This is a genomic window from Phenylobacterium sp., from assembly GCF_004799395.1.
GTDB lineage: Bacteria > Pseudomonadota > Alphaproteobacteria > Caulobacterales > Caulobacteraceae > Phenylobacterium.
In genome coordinates, this window is sequence record NZ_SSMZ01000221.1 from 1 (window position 1) to 17,645 (window position 17,645).

Here is a 17,645-nt window from a genome sequence, read left to right on the forward strand (position 1 = left end):
ACCATGGAGGAGGGCACCCTCGCCAAGTGGCACGTGAAGAAGGGCGACAAGGTCAAGTCCGGCGACGTTATCGCCGAGATCGAGACCGACAAGGCCACCATGGAGGTGGAGGCCGTCGACGAGGGCACGGTCGAGGAACTGCTCGTCGCAGAAGGCGCCGAAGGCGTGAAGGTCAACGCGCCGATCGCCAGGCTGTCGGGCGATGACGCGGGCGGCTCCGCTGCGCCCGCGCCGAAAGCAGACGCGCCGAAGGTCGAAGCGCCAAAGCCCGCTGAGCCGGCGAAAGCTGAAGCGCCTCAACCCGTCCCGACGCCGGACGCCGAACCGGCCCCAGCGGGGGCCGTCGCACCCGCGGCAAAGGCTGCTGACGGCCAGCGCATCTTCGCCTCGCCGCTGGCGCGGCGGATCGCCGAGCAGAAGGGGCTGGAGCTTTCGGCGGTGAAGGGCACCGGCCCGCATGGGCGGATCGTGAAGGCCGACGTGGACGCCGCCCAGCCCGGCCAGACCAAGGCTCCCGCCGAGGCTCCCGCCGTTCAGCCGCAACCGGCCCAGGGCCAGGCGCCCGCTGCGCCACGTCAGGTCCAGTCGCTGGAGCAGCAGGGCATTGCGGCGGGCAGCTACGACCTGATTCCGCTCGACGGCATGCGCAAGACCGTCGCGCGGCGGATGACCGACAGCTTCCGCGACGTGCCGCACTTCCCGCTGAACATCGACATCGAGATCGACGCCCTCCTGGCTGCGCGGGCCAAGATCAACACCATGCTGGAGAAGTCGGGCGTGAAGGTCAGCGTCAACGACATGGTGATCAAGGCCGCCGCCGTGGCCCTGATGCAGGTTAAGGAGGCTAACGCTTCCTACACGCCCGAAGGCATCGCCATGCACCACCACGCCGACATCGCCATGGCGGTGGCCGTGTCCGGCGGGCTGATCACCCCGATCATCCGGGCCGTCGAGACCAAGGGCGTGGCCCAGATCGCGGTCGAGGCCAAAGACCTGGCTGAGCGGGCCCGGACCAAGAAGCTGAAGCCCGAGGAGTTCCAGGGGGGCACCTTCTCGGTCTCCAACCTGGGCATGTTCGGCATCAGGTCCTTCGCCTCGATCATCAACGAGCCGCAGGGCGCGATCCTGTCGGTGGGCGTCGGCGAGAAGCGGCCCGTGGTGCGCGGCGACCAGTTGGCCATCGCCACCGTAATGAGCGTCACACTGACCTGCGACCATCGGGTGGTGGACGGGGCGACCGGGGCCCGCTGGTTGGCCGCTTTCAAGCCGCTGCTTGAAGACCCGATCACCATGATCGTCTGAGGATGAGCGCCATGAGCATCTACGACTTCAGCGCCCAGACCCTCGACGGCAAACCCGCGCCGCTGTCCGAGCGGCAAGGGCAGGTGGTGCTGATCGTCAACACCGCGTCCAAGTGCGGCTTCACGCCCCAGTACTCCGGCCTGGAGGCGCTCTATCGCAAATACAAGGACCGCGGCTTCGTGGTGCTGGGCTTCCCCTGCAACCAGTTCGGGGCGCAGGAGCCGGGAAACGCCGAGGAGATCGCCAGTTTCTGCTCGCTGACCTACGACGTGGACTTCCCGATGATGGCGAAGATCGACGTAAACGGGCCGCAGACCCACCCGCTCTACGCCTATCTGAAACACGCCAAGAAGGGCCTCCTGGGCTCGGAAGGCATCAAGTGGAACTTCACCAAATTCCTCGTCGACCGCACCGGTGAGGTGAAGGCGCGGTTTGCGCCCACCGACACGCCGCAGTCGCTGGCAGGCGCCATCGAGGCGCTGCTCTGATGGCCGATGATTTCGACGTTATCATCGTGGGCTCCGGCCCCGGCGGCTATGTGACCGCGATCCGCGCCAGTCAGCTTGGCATGAAGGTGGCCATCGTCGAGCGCGAACTCCTGGGCGGCATCTGTCTGAACTGGGGCTGCATCCCGACCAAGGCGCTGCTGAAGTCCGGCGAGGTCTACGAACAGCTCGACCACCTGGCCGACTATGGCCTGTCGGTTGAGAAGCGCGGCTTCGACTTCGGAGCGGTTGTGAAGCGGTCCCGCAAGGTGGCGGCGCAGCTCAATTCCGGCGTCGCCTTCCTGATGAAAAAGCACAAGGTCGAAGTGGTCGAGGGGACCGCCAAGCTCGCGAAGGGGCAAGGCGCGCCCAGCGTCGTCGTGGCGCTGAAGGCCGGTGGCGCGCGCACTCTCACCGGCAAGCACGTCATCCTGGCGACAGGGGCGCGGGCCCGCACCCTCCCGGCCGTCGGCCTGGAGCCGGACGGCGAGCGGGTATGGACTTATCGCGAAGCGCTGGCGCCCAAGGCCTCGCCCAAGACCCTGATCGTCATCGGCTCCGGCGCCATTGGAATCGAATTCGCAAGTTTCTACAGGGCCTTGGGCTCAGATGTTACGGTGATCGAAGCCCTACCGCGCATCCTGCCGGTGGAAGACGAGGAGGTCTCCAAGGCCGCCCATAAGGCCTTCGAGAAACGCGGCCTCAAGTTCCGCGTGCCGGCCAACGTCAAGAAGCTGACCAAGACCAAAACGGGGGTCGCCGTCGAGATCGAGGCCGGCGGCAAGACCGAGACCCTGGAGGCCGATGTCGCCATCGTCGCGGTCGGCATCGTCGGCAATGTCGAAGACCTCGGGCTCGAAACCCTGGGCGTGAAGGTGGAGAAGACCCACGTCGTCGTCGACAAGCACGGCGCGACCGGCGTACCTGGCCTCTACGCCATCGGCGACGTGGCCGGCCCGCCCTGGCTGGCGCACAAGGCCAGCCACGAAGGTGTCCACTGCATCGAGCACATTGCGGGCCTGAAGCCGACCAACATCGAAAGCCCGATCCCCGGCTGCACCTATTCGACCCCGCAGATCGCCTCCGTGGGCCTCACCGAAGCCCAGGCCAAGGACCAGGGCCGCGAACCCAAGGTCGGCCGCTTCCCCTTCCGGGTGAACGGCAAGGCCATCGCATCCGGCGAAACCGAGGGCTTCGTGAAGACCGTGTTCGACGGCAAGACTGGCGCCCTCATCGGCGCCCACATGATCGGCGCCGAGGTCACCGAGATGATCCAGGGCTTCATGCTGGCCATGACACTTGAGGCCACCGAGGCCGAGCTGCAGGCCGCCGTCTTCCCGCACCCCACCATGAGCGAAGCCATGCACGAGGCCTCCCTCGACGCCTACGGCATGGTCCTGCACATCTGACCTAAGGCCGGTGTGACTTACGGGCGTTTGCGGCCGCCGCCCGGCGCAAGCTAGGCTCCCCGTCTTGGGAAGGGCGTCTGTTCTGAAGTCTCCAATCGGCTTCCTGCGCGGTCTCTGGGACGGGCCGGTGCTTCGTGCGCTCCGCATGGCCATCGCGGTCAGCGGTTGGCGATCGCCGGTTGTGGCCGGGCTGTTGATCGTCGGCGCGGCCTTGCCAGCCGCCGAGATGCTGGCGCTGGGCGGGCTCGTGGGCTCGCTGCCGGCCACCATCAAGGCCGGCGGACTGACTTCCGTCGCCGGCCATCGGACCCTCCAGGTGTTGGCCGTCTGGGCAGCGCTCATGATGCTGCTGCAGATTGCGCCCAGGGTGCGCACCGCGGTCGCCACGGCCATGGGCTGGCGGCTGGATTCCAACCTGCGCCAGCGGGCCATGGCAGCGGTCAACCGGCCGTGGGGCATTGCGCACCTTGAAGACCCGGCGGTGGCCGATCTTCTGTCCCAGACCGCCGGCATCGGCGTCGCCGGCTACACGCCGGGCACGGCGGTGAACCAGCTGATCAACTCGCGCATCGCCACAACCCTGACCGCGGTCGCCTCAGGCGCTCTGCTTATCGGCTATCATTGGTGGGCCGCAGCCCTGCTGCTCGCCGTCCTGCTGGTGTTCGGCCTCATCGCCCGCAGCGGCTTCGCCCGCCAGCTCCAGACCGTGGTCGGCCAGACCGCCGCGGTCCGCCGGGCGGACTACTTCCGCACCCTGGCGCTGGCGCCGGCGTCCGCCAAGGACGTGCGCCTGCTGGGCATCGGCGGCTGGATCGCCGACCGGATGCGGAGCGAATGGCAGGCTGGCCTCGACGCGCAGCGCAAGGCCCAGGGCGGCGCCTTTCGCCTGACCATGGCCGCCTCTGTCATCGTGACCCTGACCACGGGCGCGGTCTACGGCCTGCTGGCGGCGGATGCGGCGACCGGCGCGATCAGCCTGGGCGCCCTGGTGGTCTATCTGCGCGCCGTCGCCGGCTTGAGCGCCCTCGGGGGCCTCAACGGCGCCGACACGGTGATCGCCCAGGGCTCGGCCGCCATCCCGGCGATCCTCGAACTGGAGCGCCGGACAACGCCCCAGCCAGGACCGCCGCTCGCGCGGCTCTCCGCGGGCGCGCCGAGCCAGGAGATCCGCTTCGACAAGGTGAGCTTCACCTATGCGGGCGGCCGCGAGCCGGTCCTGAAGGACCTCGACCTCACCATCTCGGCGGGAACCTCCATGGCGCTGGTCGGCCTGAACGGCGCGGGCAAGACGACGCTCGTGAAGCTGTTGGCGCGCCTCTACGACCCGACAAGCGGCGCGGTGCGGGTAGACGGGCAGGACCTGCGGGAGATTGAGCCCGCCGATTGGCAGCGGCGCATCGCAGCGATCTTCCAGGATTTCCTGCGCTACGGCCTGCCGGCGCGCGACAACATCGGCTTCGGCGGGCTGGAGATGGCCCACGACCAGGCCGCCCTGGAGCGGGCCGCCGAAAAGGCCGGCGTCCTGGACCGCATCCAGGGCCTGCCGGCCGGCTGGGATACGCCGCTTTCGCGGCACTTCACCGGCGGCGCCGATTTCTCCGGCGGGGAGTGGCAGCGAATCGGTCTCGCGCGCGCGCTGTTCGCCGTGGAGGCGGGCGCCGGGGTGCTGATCCTCGACGAGCCCACCGCCAACCTCGACGTCCGCGCGGAGGCGGCGCTCTACGACCGCTTCTTGGACCTCACCAAGGGGCTGACGACGCTGCTGATCTCGCACCGCTTCTCCACGGTGCGTCGCGCCGACTGCATCTGCTTCCTGGAGAACGGCGCGGTCTCGGAACTGGGGACCCATGATGCGCTGATCGCCCGCGGCGGCCGCTATGCCGAGATGTTCGACTTGCAGTCGCAGCGTTTCGTCGAGCCGGGAGCGCCCGCATGAAAGCGCTGGAGGGTGTGCGCAAGACGTGGCGAACGGCGGCGACGCTCGTCAGCCTGGCGTTTTCCGCCGCGCCGGGCCGCGCGGTCGTCGCGATCGTGACCGAGTTGCTGGGCGCAATCCTCACCCTGGTAGCCTCGTATCAAATCCAGAACGTGGTCCAGGCCGCCGCGACAGGCGATCGCGCTCACGCCTTGCGCGCCGGCCTGACGCTTGCCTTCACCGGCGGACTCGGCGGGCTGAGCTATCTTGCCTACGCCCAGGCGTTGCCCCGCCTGATCGAGGCCATCACGGTCCACCTGGACGGTGAACTGGTGCGCCTGACCGCGAGGATCCCGACCCTCGAGTACGCTGACCGGCCGGTGCATGCCGACAAGATCCAGCTGATCCGCAGCCAGAGCCAGATGCTCGCCGGCGGGCTGCAGGCCGTGATGCTCAACGTGCGGATGCTGGTCACCCTGGGCGGCGCCTTCGTCATCCTGATCGGCATCGATCCCTGGCTCGCACTCCTGCCGATCTTCGCCATTCCCCGCGCGCTGGCCGGCCAGCGCGCCCGGCGGTTGCAGGTGCGCGCCCAGGAGGCCACCGCCGAGCCCATGCGGCTGCGCGGACACATCTTCAACCACGCAACCTCGCCGGTGGCCGGAAAGGAGCTGCGGATCTTCGGGCTCGGGGCGGAACTGGCGAAGCGCTACCGGGACATCAGCGCCACGACCCGTCATCTGAACGTCCGCGCCAACTGGGGCGGGGCGATCTGGTCGTCGCTGGGCGACATGGCCTTCACACTCGGTTGTGTCGCGGCGGTGGCATGGCTGGTGTTCCGGGCGGCGCAGGGCGCGGTCAACCCCGGCGGCGTCGTGCTCGCCGCGACCCTCACCACCGGCCTGATCATCCAGATGACCTTCGCTCTGCAGTTCGCCCAGTACTTCCAGGCGATCATGACCACGGTCGAGCGCTATGAGTGGCTGGTCGACTTCTCGAACACCGCCGCCCAAGCCGTGACAGGCGAGGCGGCGGCGCCGACGATCCTGCGCCGCGGCCTGAAGGTCGAGGGCGTCTGCTTCACCTATCTCGACCGGGACAAGCCGGTCCTGACCGATGTCTCCTTGGAGTTGCCGGCGGGCCGGGTGATCGCGCTGGTCGGCGAAAACGGCTCGGGCAAATCGACCCTGGTGAAGCTCCTGTGTGGATTCTACCCGCCGTCCGCGGGCCGCATCCTGGCGGACGACACCGATCTGGCCGATATCCAACCCGCCGCCTGGCGCGAGCGGATCAGCGGCGCGTTCCAGGACTTCACCAACTTCGAGGTCGCCATGCACGAAAGCGTGGGCCTGGGCGATCTGCCGCGTCTAGGCGACCGCGACCGCGTCACCGCGGCGCTCGGCCGGGCCGGGGCGGCGGATCTTGCGACGCTCGGTGAGCACGGCCTGGAGGTCATGCTCGGCAAGAAGTGGGGCGGCGTCGACCTCAGTGGCGGGCAATGGCAGAAACTGGCGCTGGGCCGGGCTCTGATGCGCGAGCAGCCCCTGCTGGTGGTGTTTGACGAGCCGGCTGCGGCTTTGGACGCCAGCGCCGAGCACGACCTCTTCGAACGTTTCGCCGCCGAGGCGCGGTCGGGCCAGTCCGGCGGCCGCGCGACCCTCCTGATCTCCCACCGCTTTTCGACGGTGCGCATGGCCGACGCCATCGCCGTGCTGGACGCGGGCCGGATCGCCGAGTTCGGCAGCCACGAGGCCCTGATGCGGGCCGGCGGCAAGTACGCCGAGCTCTTCGAGATCCAGGCCAGCGCCTACCGCTAGGCCGCCCGGCGCATCTCCGCGTCGACAATACGCTGCAGCGCCACGTAGTCCGTCTTGCCGGTGCCCAGGACCGGGATCTCCATCACCTTGATGATCTTGCGCGGCACGGCGATCTCCGGCGCGCCGATCGACTGGGCGTGGCTGATCAAGGGGCCCGCGTCGGCGTCCATGCGGTCGGTGACCAGGACCAGCCGCTCGCCCTTCTTCGGGTCCGGCAGGGAGACCACGGCGTGGCGGGCGTCCGGCCAGACCGCACAGGCCAGGTCTTCGGCCGCGGTCAGCGAGACCATCTCGCCGCCGACCTTGGCGAAGCGTTTCACCCGGCCCTTGATCTTGATCCAGTTGTCCTCGCTCAGCGAGACCACGTCGCCGGTGTCGTGCCAACCGTCGACCGGCGCCTCTATGGCGCCGCCCGGGACCAGATAGCCGACCATGATATTCGGGCCGCGGACATAGAGCTTGCCGCCGCCGGGGATGCCCTCGACGGGCTCCAGGCGCGTCTCCATGCCTGGGAGCAGGCCGCCCACGGTGCCGCGGCGGTTGTCGTCCGGCTTGTTCACCGCGATCACCGGGGCGGCCTCGGTGGCGCCATAGCCTTCCAAGACCGGCACGCCGCCGAATCGCTCGGCGATCAGGTTGTGGGTCTCCTCGCGGACCTTCTCGGCGCCGCAGACGATGAACCTCAGGCCTGACAGCTCGCCGTGGTCAGCCGAGCGGGCGTACTGGTTCACGAAAGTGTCCGTCGCCAACAGCACAGAAGCGCCAGTGTCCTTGATAAGCGGCGGGATCTGCTTGATGTGCAGCGGCGAGGGGTACTGGAAGGCCTTCATGCCGGTCATGATCGGCAGCAGCACCCCGGCCGTCAGGCCGAAACAATGGAAGGTCGGAAGCGGGTTGAAGAACACCCAATCCGGATCCAGCGGGATGTGGGCGGCGACCTGGAAGACATTCGCCAGTAGATTGGCCTGGCTCAGCACCACGCCCTTCGGCGCGCCGAAGCTGCCGGAGGTGAACAGGATCACGCCGGGGTCAGACGGCCTGCTGGCGGTCCGGAAGTTCTTGGGAAACGCGCCCGCAGCAGCGGCGAACAGGCGGTCCGGCAGGCCCACGGTCGCGCGGACGTCCTCCAGGTAGGTGACCGTCGTCAGGGTCTCCAGCGCGTCAATCAGGTCGTGCAGCTTGCCTTGCTCGACGAAGCGATGGGAGGTCAGCACCCGCTTCACCCCGGCCAGCTCGCAGGCGGCCTTCAGGTTGCGGATGCCGGCGGTGAAGTTGAGCATGGCCGGCGTGCGGCCAAAGGCATGCAGGGCGAAGAAGGTCACGGCCGCAGCTGAGCTGGCGGGCAGCATGACTCCCACGCGCTCGGCGGGCTTCGTAAACCCGGCAATCTTGCGGCCCAGCGCAAAGGCGGCCCGGATCAGGTCGGTGTAGCTTAGCGGATTGCGTTCCTGGTCCTCCAGGATCGGCTTCTTGGCGCCGTAGGTCTGGCGCGCCTCGATCAGGGCGTCGAACAGGGTCGTCTGCGCCTGGTGGGCGTCAAAGGAACGCAGCAAGAGCTCTCGCCTCCCATCTTTCTTATCGTTGCAGCAAGCCTATCGGCTGGTCACACGGATGAAAAGATTGGTTACAGACCGTGAGCGGCTCGCACCGCGCCCACTCTTGCCTTGATCCGAAGCCCGCGACCGCCGATCTAGGGGCCATGGCCGTGGTCATCGACAATCTTTCGGGCGCGATCCGTCCGCGTCACCCGGAAAAGCAGGCGAATCCTGAGACGCCACTGCTGCGCAAGCCCGAGTGGCTGCGCGTCCGCGCGCCGGGCTCAGCCGGCTACAACGCCACCCGCGACATCGTGAAGGCCAACGGCCTAGTCACCGTCTGCGAGGAGGCCGCCTGTCCCAACATCGGCGAGTGCTGGTCGAAGAGCCACGCCACCATGATGATCATGGGCGAGACCTGCACGCGGGCCTGCGCCTTCTGCAATGTCGCCACCGGCAAGCCGAACCCTCTCGACCCTACCGAGCCCGTCCGCGTCGCCGACGCGGTGGCCAAGATGGGCCTGAAGCATGTGGTCATCACCTCGGTGGACCGCGACGACCTGGCCGACGGCGGGGCCGGGCACTTCGCCGCCGTGGTGCGCGCCATCCGGGCCGCCGCGCCGGGCACGACGGTCGAGATCCTGACGCCGGACTTCCTGAGGAAGCCCGTTGAGGCGGCGTTCGTGGTGATCGACGCCAAGCCCGACGTGTTCAATCACAACCTGGAGACCGTGCCGCGGCTCTACCTCTCGATCCGGCCCGGCGCGCGCTACTACCATTCGCTGCGCCTGCTGGAGCGGGTGAAGGAGCGGGACCCGACCCAGTTCACCAAGTCCGGCGTCATGGTCGGCCTCGGCGAGACCAAGGAAGAAGTCATGCAGGTGATGGACGACATGCGCTCGGCCGGAGTCGACTTCATCACCATCGGGCAGTACCTGCAGCCGACCCGCAAGCACGCGCCGATCGACCGCTTTGTCCACCCCGACGAATTCCACGCCTATGAGGAGATCGCCCGCGCCAAGGGATTCCTGATGGTGGCGGCGAGCCCGTTGACGCGGTCATCGCATCACGCCGGCGAGGACTTCGCTCGCCTGCAGGCCGCGCGCGCCGCCAAGGATGCCGCGGCCTAGGGGTCGGCGCGGAGTGAAGCATCACGTCACCAAGCGTCTACCCTACGCTCCCGACCAGCTCTTCAGCCTGGTGGGCGATGTCATGGCCTACCCCGAGTTCGTGCCCTGGATCACCGCCATGCGGATCTGGAACGCCCGCGACCTCGGCGAAGGCGTCGAGACGGTCGATGCGGAGGCCGGCGTCGGCTTTTCCTTCCTCAAGGAGCGATTCTCCACCCGCGTGCGCCGCGACGCGGCCTCACGGCAGATCGATGTCACCCTGCTGTCCGGCCCGTTCAAGCGCCTGGCCAACCGCTGGCGGTTCTTCGAGGACGCTGACGGCCAGACCCGCGTCGAGTTCGACATCGACTTCCAATTCAAGTCCCGCCTGCTAGAGGCCCTGTTGAGCGCCAACTTCGCCCATGCGGTGGATCGGCTGATGACCTGTTTCGAGGACCGGGCAACGGTTCTCTATGGAGCTGGCCTTGGCGCGCCGGACGGCGTGGCGGGGATCAGCCGGTCCGTCTAATCTTGGTGGACGGCATCTTCACCTTGCTTGTTAGCAGCTCTGCAACATGCACTTGCAAGACTCCACCTCCGATCCACGGGTCGTCTAGGAGAGGCTAGTGCTGTTTTTCTGGAGGATTTACGCGGTCGCCTACTTGGTGTTCGCCGCCGCGATCCTGCCCCCGACGCTCGGAAGGTTCTCACACCTTTCGCCGATCGATCTGATCGATCTGCTCGTCTTCATGCCGATTGCGGTGGTGGGCCTGTGGTCGGCCGCGTATCGGCATCTGAGCCTTCCGACCAACACCTGGAAGATGCTGCTGTTCATCTCGGTGTTCTGGCGCGCGCTGTTCGTCGGTAACATCATCCTGTTCAACGATCTGATCGGGAAGGTGCACGCAGGCCTGGTGTTCCTGAACGGACGCATGGCGCCGGCCGCCGCCAACGGAATCATGGTGATGATTCTGGCCGTCGGGTTCGTGCTGGGCAGCTTCGTGGTCGTGCCGCCGCTGATCGCGCTCTACCGCAATGCCTATGGCGACGAGAGCCTGCTGAAGCTGATGTCGCCGATGCGGGCGCGCCAGACCGCCTGAACCTCAAGTCATCCGGTCGCGCAGCATCTCAAGGGCCGACTGAACCGCGGCGAGCTGGATATCGATCCGCTCGTTCAATTCGAAGAATTCCAGGCGGTGCTGCAGGCCGTGGTTGCTCCGCGCGGTGGCGATGTGGACCGTGCCCACCGGCTTCATCGGCGTGCCGCCGCCTGGGCCCGCCACGCCGGTGATCGCCACGGCCACGTGGGCGTTGGAGTTTTCGAGCGCGCCCTCCGCCATCATCCGCGCCACCGGCTCCGACACCGCGCCGAGGTCGGCGATCAGGTCGCCAGGAATGCCCAGCAGCTCCTGCTTGGCGCGGTTGGAATACGTGACGAAGCCGCGCTCGAAGACGTCCGAGGCGCCGGCCACCTGGCAGATCGCGCCGGCCACCAGCCCGCCGGTGCAGCTCTCTGCCGTGACGATGCGCAGGGACCGTTCGCGGGCTTCGTCGACCAGCAGACGGGCCAGGGTCACGATCTCGAGCGAAAACATGCGCAGGGCCTCGTCCGGCGGTGGAATGGGTCCGCCGACCAGAGCATCGGATAGGCTGGGGGTTCAAGGCGATTCGAGCGCCTGAAGGGGCGGCCTGCATGACCACGCTCACCTCCGACGCGCCGCGCGCCGCGCCGCCGCCCGCGACCCTGTTCGCCGTGACGGTCTTCGCCAGCGCCGCCCTGGTGTTCCTGGTCGAACCGATGATCGCCAAGCTGGTCTTGCCGCGGCTGGGCGGCAGTCCGTCGGTGTGGAACACCAGCCTGGCGTTCTTCCAGGGCGCGCTGCTGGCCGGTTACGCCTACGCCCACCTGCTGCAGCGGCTACGCTCGCTTCGCGCGCAGGCGCTGGTCCACGGCGCGGCGATGCTGGCCGCCATGGTCGTCCTGCCATTGCGGATCAACGAGCTGATCGGGCCGCCATCTTCGAACCATCCCGCGCTGTGGCTGCTCGGCGTGCTGGCGGTCTCGGTCGGCGCGCCGTTCGCGGTGCTGTCGGCCACGGCGCCGCTGGTGCAGGCCTGGCATGCGCGGACGTTCGGGGAGGGCGAGGGGCCCGAGACGGCAAGCGAACCCTATGTCCTCTACGCCGCAAGCAACCTGGGCAGCCTGCTGGCGTTGCTGGCCTACCCGCTGCTAGTCGAGCCGACGCTGACGCTTCACGCCCAGCGGCTGGGTTGGAGCGGTGGCTACCTCGCCTTCGTGCTGTTGATGGCCGGCCTGGCGATCGCGGTGATCCGGGCGGGCCAGGCCCGCGGCCCGGTGCGTCCGGGCGCCATCGAAGCGGCCCCCATCGCGTGGCGGGAGCGGCTGATCTGGGTTGCCCTGGCGGCGATCCCGTCGAGCCTGATGCTGGGGACGACGACCTACATCACCACCGACGTGGCCTCCGCGCCGTTCCTTTGGGTCCTGCCGCTGGCGCTCTACCTGATCACCTTCATCGTCGCCTTCCAGGCCAGGCCCGCGATCCCCAAGGACGTGACCCTGCTGCTGCAGGCAGCGTTGGCAGCCATTTGCCTGGCGTTGCTGCCCTTCCACGCGAGCCCCTTCTTCCTGCTGCTGCCGGTGAACCTCGGCGCGTTCTTCTTCACCGCGCTGATGTGCCACCAGGCCCTGGTTGCGCGCCGGCCGCCGCCGGAGCGGCTGACCGAGTTCTATTTCTGGATGTCGCTGGGCGGAGTGATCGGCGGCAGTTTCAACGCCTTCCTGGCGCCGGTGATCTTCGACAACGTCTGGGAATATCCACTGGTCCTGGTGGCCGCCTGCCTGCTGCGGCCCTGGGGCGACTGGAAGATCGACATCTTCACGACCGCCATGCTGATCCTGGGCGTTGGGGCCGGGGTGGCGATGCCGATCCTGAACACCTTCGTCGCCCCGCACGTCTTCGCCCGGCCGCTGTTCGCGGGCTTCAGCCAGATCGACATGTTCGAGCTCGGGGTGAAAGGCTGCCTCGTCCTGGCGGTGATCGCCGCCTACATGGTGCGCCGCCACGCCCTGCTGTTCTTCGCGGTGATCCTCATCCTGTGGATCGGCGCGGAGAGTACGGCGGATCGCACCACCACCGACCAGACCTGGCGCAGCTTCTTCGGCGTCCTGCGGCAGGGCGAAACACAGGTCCCGGCCCTGGGCGGGCCGACGCGCATGCTGTCGCACGGCACGACGCTGCACGGCGCCGAGGCGCTGACGCCTCGCTGGCGCTGCAACCCTCTGGTGTACTATGCAAACTCGTCGCCGATCGGGCAGGTGTTCCTGGGCGAGCGCGCCAAGCCGGCCTTGCGGATCGGCGCGGTCGGGCTGGGCACCGGTTCGGTGGCGGCATATGTGCGGGCCAGCGACCGACTGACCTTCTTCGAGATCGACCCGCTGGTGATCAAGATCTCCAGCGACCCCAAGCACTTCGCCTACACCACCAAGTGCGCTCGGGGGCCGGTGGACTATGTCCTGGGCGATGCGCGCCTGACGCTCGCCGAGCAGCCGACCGGCGTCTTCGACATCCTGCTGATCGACGCCTTCTCATCGGACGCTGTGCCAACGCATCTGCTGACGGTGCAGGCTGTGCAGGGCTATCTGACCCACCTGAAGCCGGATGGGGTGCTGATCCTGCACCTCTCCAACCGCAATCTCGATCTGGACGGGCCGGCGCAGGCGGTGGCCAAAGCGGCGGGCGGCGTGGCTCTGATCCAACGTTTCCGGCCCGGCCCCAACGAAGACCGCGGCGGCTGGCCGTCGCCGGAGAACGCGGTGATCGTCGGCAAGTCCCGCGCGGCCCTGGAGCCATTCGTCCGCGATCCGCGCTGGAAGCTCACCGACGCGCGCGCCGTGAGGCCCTGGACCGATGACTACACCAACCTGATCGGGGCGCTGTGGCGGCGGTTCCTGCAGAAGCTCGACCCCTACAGCGACCTCTAGAGAGGGGTTTCCACGCAGACGACCGCCTGGGCCATCAAGCCCTCCTCGCGACCGGTGAAACCCATGCCCTCGGTCGTCGTCGCCTTGACGCTGACCCGGCCGATGGGGAGGCCCAGCAGTTCGGCGATGCGCGCGCGCATGGCGTCGCGGTGCGGCCCGATCTTCGGCCGCTCGCAGACGAGCGTCAGGTCGGCGCTGATCACCTGACCGCCCTTGGCCTCGGCCAAGCCGACGGCATGGGTCAGGAACCGGTCGGAGGAAGCGCCTTTCCATTTTGGATCGGAGGGCGGGAAATGCTGGCCGATGTCGCCCTCGGCGATCGCGCCCAGCAGCGCGTCCGTCAGCGCGTGCAGTCCGGCGTCGGCGTCGGAGTGGCCGATCAGACCCTGGTTGTGGGGAATTCGGACGCCGCCGAGCCAGACCTCTTCGCCGGCCCCGAAGCGGTGGGCGTCGACGCCGAAGCCGGTGCGCACCACCCGGCGCCCCCCTGCCAGCTGCTCGGCCATGGCGAAGTCCTCCGGATAGGTCAGCTTCATCAGCATGGGGTCGCCGGCGGCCAGCGCGATGCGCCCGCCCGCCGCCTCCACGACCTGGGCGTCGTCGGTGGGCTCGGCTTGAGCGCCCCAGGCGCCATAGGCCGCGCGAAGGCGGCCTAGCCGGAAGGCCTGGGGTGTCTGGGCGCGCCAGAGGCCCTCGCGGCTGACCGTCTCGCTCACCACCCGATCGCGGCCGCGCTTCAAGGTGTCCGGCACGGGCAGGGCAGGGACCGCGCCGTCCGCACCCTCCAACGCCGTTAACAACGCCGCCACATGGGCGCCCGTGACAAACGGCCGCGCCGCGTCGTGGATCAGGACGGGCGTGTCTTCCGAACCGCTCAACGCCGCCAGGCCCGCCTGCACCGACAAGGCCCGCATCGCGCCGCCGGCCACGGCTGTCCAACCGGTCAGGCCCAGAAGCGCGTCTTGCGCGGCGGGGAGACGGTCCTTCGCCACGACCACGGCCACCTCGCGAGCGCCGGCGGCGAGCAGGGCCTCCACCGACCAGCGGACAACGGGTCGCCCAGCCAGCATCCGCCAGGCCTTGGGCTCGCCCGACCCCGCGCGCAGGCCCTCGCCCGCCGCCACCACCACGCAAAGGAAGTTCATCGGGTGCGTGTTTAGGGACACGCTCGCGCTTGTCCAGTTGGTCTCGCCTTCGGGCGGGCTTTACCGCAGCGCACAAAGTGCCTAAAAAGCTGGCTGTGGGGATGATTAAATAATGAGCAGTTCGCTCAAACTCGACAAGGTCGAGGTCGCCGGCCGCGTATGGATCGCGCCGATGACCGGCATCTCGGACCTTCCGTTCCGCCGCGCAGCAAGCCGGCTGGGCGCGCCATACGTGGCCACGGAGATGGTCGCCTGCGCCGAACTCTCCAGGGGCCGGCCCGACGTCGTGCGCCGCGCCGCCGTGGGCGAGGGCCTGCCGCTGATGGTCGTCCAGCTGGTCGGACGCGATCCCGTCCACATCGCTGAGGGCGCGCGCATGGCTGAGTCCGCCGGCGCCCAGATCATCGACCTCAACTTCGGCTGCCCAGCCCGCGAGGTCACCGGCGCCCAGTGCGGTTCGGCGCTGATGCGCGAGCCGGAGCTGGCCGAGCGGCTGATCGCCGCCGCCATCGGCGCGGTGGATGTTCCCGTCACCGTGAAGATGCGCCTGGGCTGGGATGACGCCTCCAGGAACGCGCCGGACTTGGCGCGGCGGGCCGAGACCCTCGGCGTCGCCGCGGTGACCGTTCACGGCCGGACCCGCTGCCAGTTCTACAAGGGCGCGGCCGACTGGGCCGCCGTGCGTCCGGTGAAGGACGCGGTCTCGATCCCGGTGATCGTCAACGGAGACGTCATCGATGGCGCGACAGCCCGCGCCGCCCTGGACGCCTCCGGCGCCGACGGCGTGATGGTCGGCCGCGGCGTCTATGGCCGCCCCTGGATCGCTGCGCAGATCGAGGCCGAGCTCGACGGCCGCGCCTTCGCTGAGCCCGACGCCGAGACCCGCCTCGCCATTGCGCTCGACCATTTCCGCGACGCGCTCGGCTTCTACGGCGATCGCCTGGGCCTGAGGGTGTTCCGCAAACACCTGGCGGCCTACGTCGAACAGGCGCCCTGGCCGGCCGCCGCCGAGGACCGCCGCGCGGCTCGCGGCCGTCTCTGCCGGCTTGACGACGCGTGCGACGTCGAACGCGCCCTCACCGAACTCTGGACGCAACCCGAACGGAGGCTGGCCGCATGAGTTGGCGCACCCTGCCGCAATCCTTGGGCGTGGACGTCCTGGCGCTGAAGGCCGCGGCCTTCGAACTCAGCCCCGATCCGGCCATGGTGGTGGACGCCGATGGCGCCCTGGTGGCTGTCAATGAAGCTGCCGAAGGCCTGTTCGGCCAGGGACTGGGCCTGCTGGCGCGGGGCCGGTTCAGCGCCGCCCTGCCACCCGGCTCGGCTCTGGTCTCCCTCTTGAACCGCGCCCTGCAGGAGCAGGCCAAGGTGCGCGAGCGCGGGGTGCAGATCACGCTCTTCGGCCTGGCGCCTTTCGAGGCGGACGGCGCAGCGGCGCCGCTTGGCGATGGGTCGGTGCTGCTGACCCTCACGGTCAAGGCCGGCCTGGGCGTCGAGCGGGGGGGTGCGGAAGCCGCCGGCGGCCTGCGCTCGATCGTCGGCCTCGGCCGCATGCTGGCGCATGAGATCAAGAACCCGCTGGCTGGCATCCGCGGTGCGGCCCAGCTGCTGAAGTCCGGGGCCAGGACCGAGGATGCGCCGCTCGCCCAGTTGATCGTTGACGAGACCGACCGCGTGCGCCGGCTGGTCGATCGCATGGAAGCCTTCTCGGACGACGCCTTGCCGTCGCTGACGCCGATCAACATCCATGAGGTGCTGGACCGGGTCCGCGCACTGGCGGCCAACGGTGTCGCCGACGGGCTCGCCATGCGCGAGCAATACGATCCCTCTCTGCCGCCGGTGCAGGGCGACGAGGACCAACTGATCCAGATCTTCCTGAACCTGGTGAAGAACGCCGCCGAAGCCGCCCATTCGCGCGGCGACGGGCGCGGCGCCATCGGCATCTACACCGCCTATCGCCACGGGGTGCGCGTGCGCGCCGCCAAGGGCCAGGCTCTGCGGGGCGCGCCGCTCGAGGTGCGCATCATGGACAATGGCCCCGGCGTCCCCGATCACCTGCGCGAGCACCTGTTCCAGCCCTTTGTGACCTCCAAGGCCAATGGCGTGGGCCTTGGCCTGGCGCTGGTCTCCAAGCTGGTGGCCGCGCATGGCGGGCTTCTCGACTTTGAATCCGAACCCGGCCGGACGGTGTTCCGGGTCCTGTTGCCTATCGCTTCCGAAGAGGACGTCCCGGCATGAACGCCGCGAGTAAGAAGATCCTGATCGCCGACGACGACGCCTCGATCCGCCTGGTGCTCAGCCAGGCCTTCACCCGCCTGGGCTACCAGGTCCGCGCCACCGGCAACGCCGCCACCCTGCTGAAGTGGGTCTCGGAAGGCGAGGGCGACCTGGTGATCACCGACGTGGTCATGCCCGACGAGAACGTGTTCGACGTGCTGCCGCGGATCCGCAAGGAGCGTCCGAAGCTGCCGGTCATCGTGATGAGCGCGCAGAACAACCTGATCACCGCGGTGAACGCGGCCGAGGTCGGAGCCTTCGACTACATTCCCAAGCCGTTCGACCTGGACGACATGACCTCGGCCGCGCGCCGCGCCCTGTCACGGCCCGCTGACCCGGAGGCCGCCCGCGCCCAGGCTCGCGCCGTTCGCGACGACCGCCTGCCGCTGATCGGCCGGTCGGGGCCGATGCAGGAGGTCTACCGCACCATCGCCCGCCTGGTGGGCGCGGATCTGACCGTGCTGATCACCGGCGAGAGCGGCACCGGCAAGGAACTGGTCGCCCGCGCCCTGCACGACATGGGCCGCAGGCGAGACGGCAAGTTTGTCACCATCAACCTGGCCGCCGTGCCGCGCGAGCGCGTCGAGACGGAGCTGTTTGGCAAGGAAGACGGCGACGCCGGCAAGCTGATCGAGGCCGATGGCGGCA

The 17,645-nt window shown here is 68.8% G+C and carries 15 protein-coding genes; 12 read left to right on the top strand and 3 right to left on the bottom strand.

Annotation, left to right across the window (positions count from 1 at the left end):
* The 5 genes from E8A12_RS14180 to E8A12_RS14200 all read left to right on the top strand — a co-directional run.
* A partial coding sequence (locus tag E8A12_RS14180; protein WP_293369853.1) for a pyruvate dehydrogenase complex dihydrolipoamide acetyltransferase occupies positions 1-1,302 on the top strand: 1,302 nt, incomplete at its 5' end.
* 11 nt (positions 1,303-1,313) lie between these two features.
* Positions 1,314-1,790, top strand: a complete 477-nt coding sequence (locus tag E8A12_RS14185) for a glutathione peroxidase (protein WP_293369855.1) — start codon at positions 1,314-1,316, stop codon at positions 1,788-1,790.
* Positions 1,790-3,196: a dihydrolipoyl dehydrogenase gene (gene lpdA, locus E8A12_RS14190; protein WP_293369856.1), complete on the top strand. Its 1,407-nt coding sequence runs from the start codon at positions 1,790-1,792 to the stop codon at positions 3,194-3,196. The genes E8A12_RS14185 and lpdA overlap by 1 nt, the downstream gene beginning before the upstream one ends.
* 127 nt (positions 3,197-3,323) lie before the next feature.
* Entirely contained in the window at positions 3,324-5,132 is a 1,809-nt protein-coding gene (locus E8A12_RS14195; protein ID WP_293369858.1) for an ABC transporter ATP-binding protein, read from the top strand.
* Complete coding sequence (locus tag E8A12_RS14200; RefSeq protein ID WP_293369860.1) at positions 5,129-6,928, top strand: ABC transporter ATP-binding protein; 1,800 nt, start codon at positions 5,129-5,131, stop codon at positions 6,926-6,928. Before E8A12_RS14195 ends, E8A12_RS14200 begins: the two co-directional genes overlap by 4 nt.
* Here E8A12_RS14200 and E8A12_RS14205 read toward each other — a convergent pair.
* On the bottom strand, positions 6,925-8,478 hold the full coding sequence (locus tag E8A12_RS14205; RefSeq protein WP_293369880.1) for an AMP-binding protein: 1,554 nt from the start codon (positions 8,476-8,478) through the stop codon (positions 6,925-6,927). The genes E8A12_RS14200 and E8A12_RS14205 overlap by 4 nt on opposite strands.
* A 149-nt stretch (positions 8,479-8,627) precedes the next feature.
* On the opposite strand from E8A12_RS14205, the gene lipA reads away from it, so the two are divergent.
* From lipA to E8A12_RS14220, 3 genes are all read left to right on the top strand, one after another.
* On the top strand, positions 8,628-9,593 hold the full coding sequence (gene lipA, locus E8A12_RS14210) for a lipoyl synthase (protein WP_293369862.1): 966 nt from the start codon (positions 8,628-8,630) through the stop codon (positions 9,591-9,593).
* A 13-nt stretch (positions 9,594-9,606) separates the two neighbouring features.
* On the top strand, positions 9,607-10,101 hold the full coding sequence (locus tag E8A12_RS14215) for an SRPBCC family protein (RefSeq protein ID WP_293369864.1): 495 nt from the start codon (positions 9,607-9,609) through the stop codon (positions 10,099-10,101).
* Between the two features lie 97 nt (positions 10,102-10,198).
* On the top strand, positions 10,199-10,672 hold the full coding sequence (locus tag E8A12_RS14220; RefSeq protein ID WP_293369866.1) for a hypothetical protein: 474 nt from the start codon (positions 10,199-10,201) through the stop codon (positions 10,670-10,672).
* A gap of 3 nt (positions 10,673-10,675) precedes the next feature.
* Here the strand turns inward: E8A12_RS14220 and E8A12_RS14225 are convergent, their stop codons facing one another.
* Positions 10,676-11,167: a CinA family protein gene (locus E8A12_RS14225; RefSeq protein ID WP_293369868.1), complete on the bottom strand. Its 492-nt coding sequence runs from the start codon at positions 11,165-11,167 to the stop codon at positions 10,676-10,678.
* A gap of 98 nt (positions 11,168-11,265) precedes the next feature.
* Here E8A12_RS14225 and E8A12_RS14230 point away from each other — a divergent pair, with 98 nt between their 5' ends.
* Positions 11,266-13,575 carry a fused MFS/spermidine synthase gene (locus E8A12_RS14230; RefSeq protein WP_293369871.1) on the top strand — a complete coding sequence of 770 codons (2,310 nt, stop codon included), beginning with the start codon at positions 11,266-11,268 and terminating at the stop codon, positions 13,573-13,575.
* Here the strand turns inward: E8A12_RS14230 and E8A12_RS14235 are convergent.
* Positions 13,572-14,720, bottom strand: coding sequence for a bifunctional 2-C-methyl-D-erythritol 4-phosphate cytidylyltransferase/2-C-methyl-D-erythritol 2,4-cyclodiphosphate synthase (locus E8A12_RS14235; RefSeq protein ID WP_293369883.1), 1,149 nt, complete (start codon positions 14,718-14,720; stop codon positions 13,572-13,574). The genes E8A12_RS14230 and E8A12_RS14235 overlap by 4 nt on opposite strands.
* A gap of 112 nt (positions 14,721-14,832) precedes the next feature.
* Here E8A12_RS14235 and dusB point away from each other — a divergent pair, with 112 nt between their 5' ends.
* The 3 genes from dusB to E8A12_RS14250 all read left to right on the top strand — a co-directional run.
* Entirely contained in the window at positions 14,833-15,840 is a 1,008-nt protein-coding gene (gene dusB, locus E8A12_RS14240; protein ID WP_293369873.1) for a tRNA dihydrouridine synthase DusB, read from the top strand.
* Positions 15,837-16,958 (top strand): ATP-binding protein, encoded by a 1,122-nt coding sequence (locus E8A12_RS14245; protein WP_293369875.1) that lies wholly within the window; start codon positions 15,837-15,839, stop codon positions 16,956-16,958. The genes dusB and E8A12_RS14245 overlap by 4 nt, the downstream gene beginning before the upstream one ends.
* Positions 16,955-17,645 (top strand): response regulator (locus E8A12_RS14250; protein WP_293369878.1); only part of this gene is annotated, 691 nt, incomplete at its 3' end. The genes E8A12_RS14245 and E8A12_RS14250, both read left to right, overlap by 4 nt.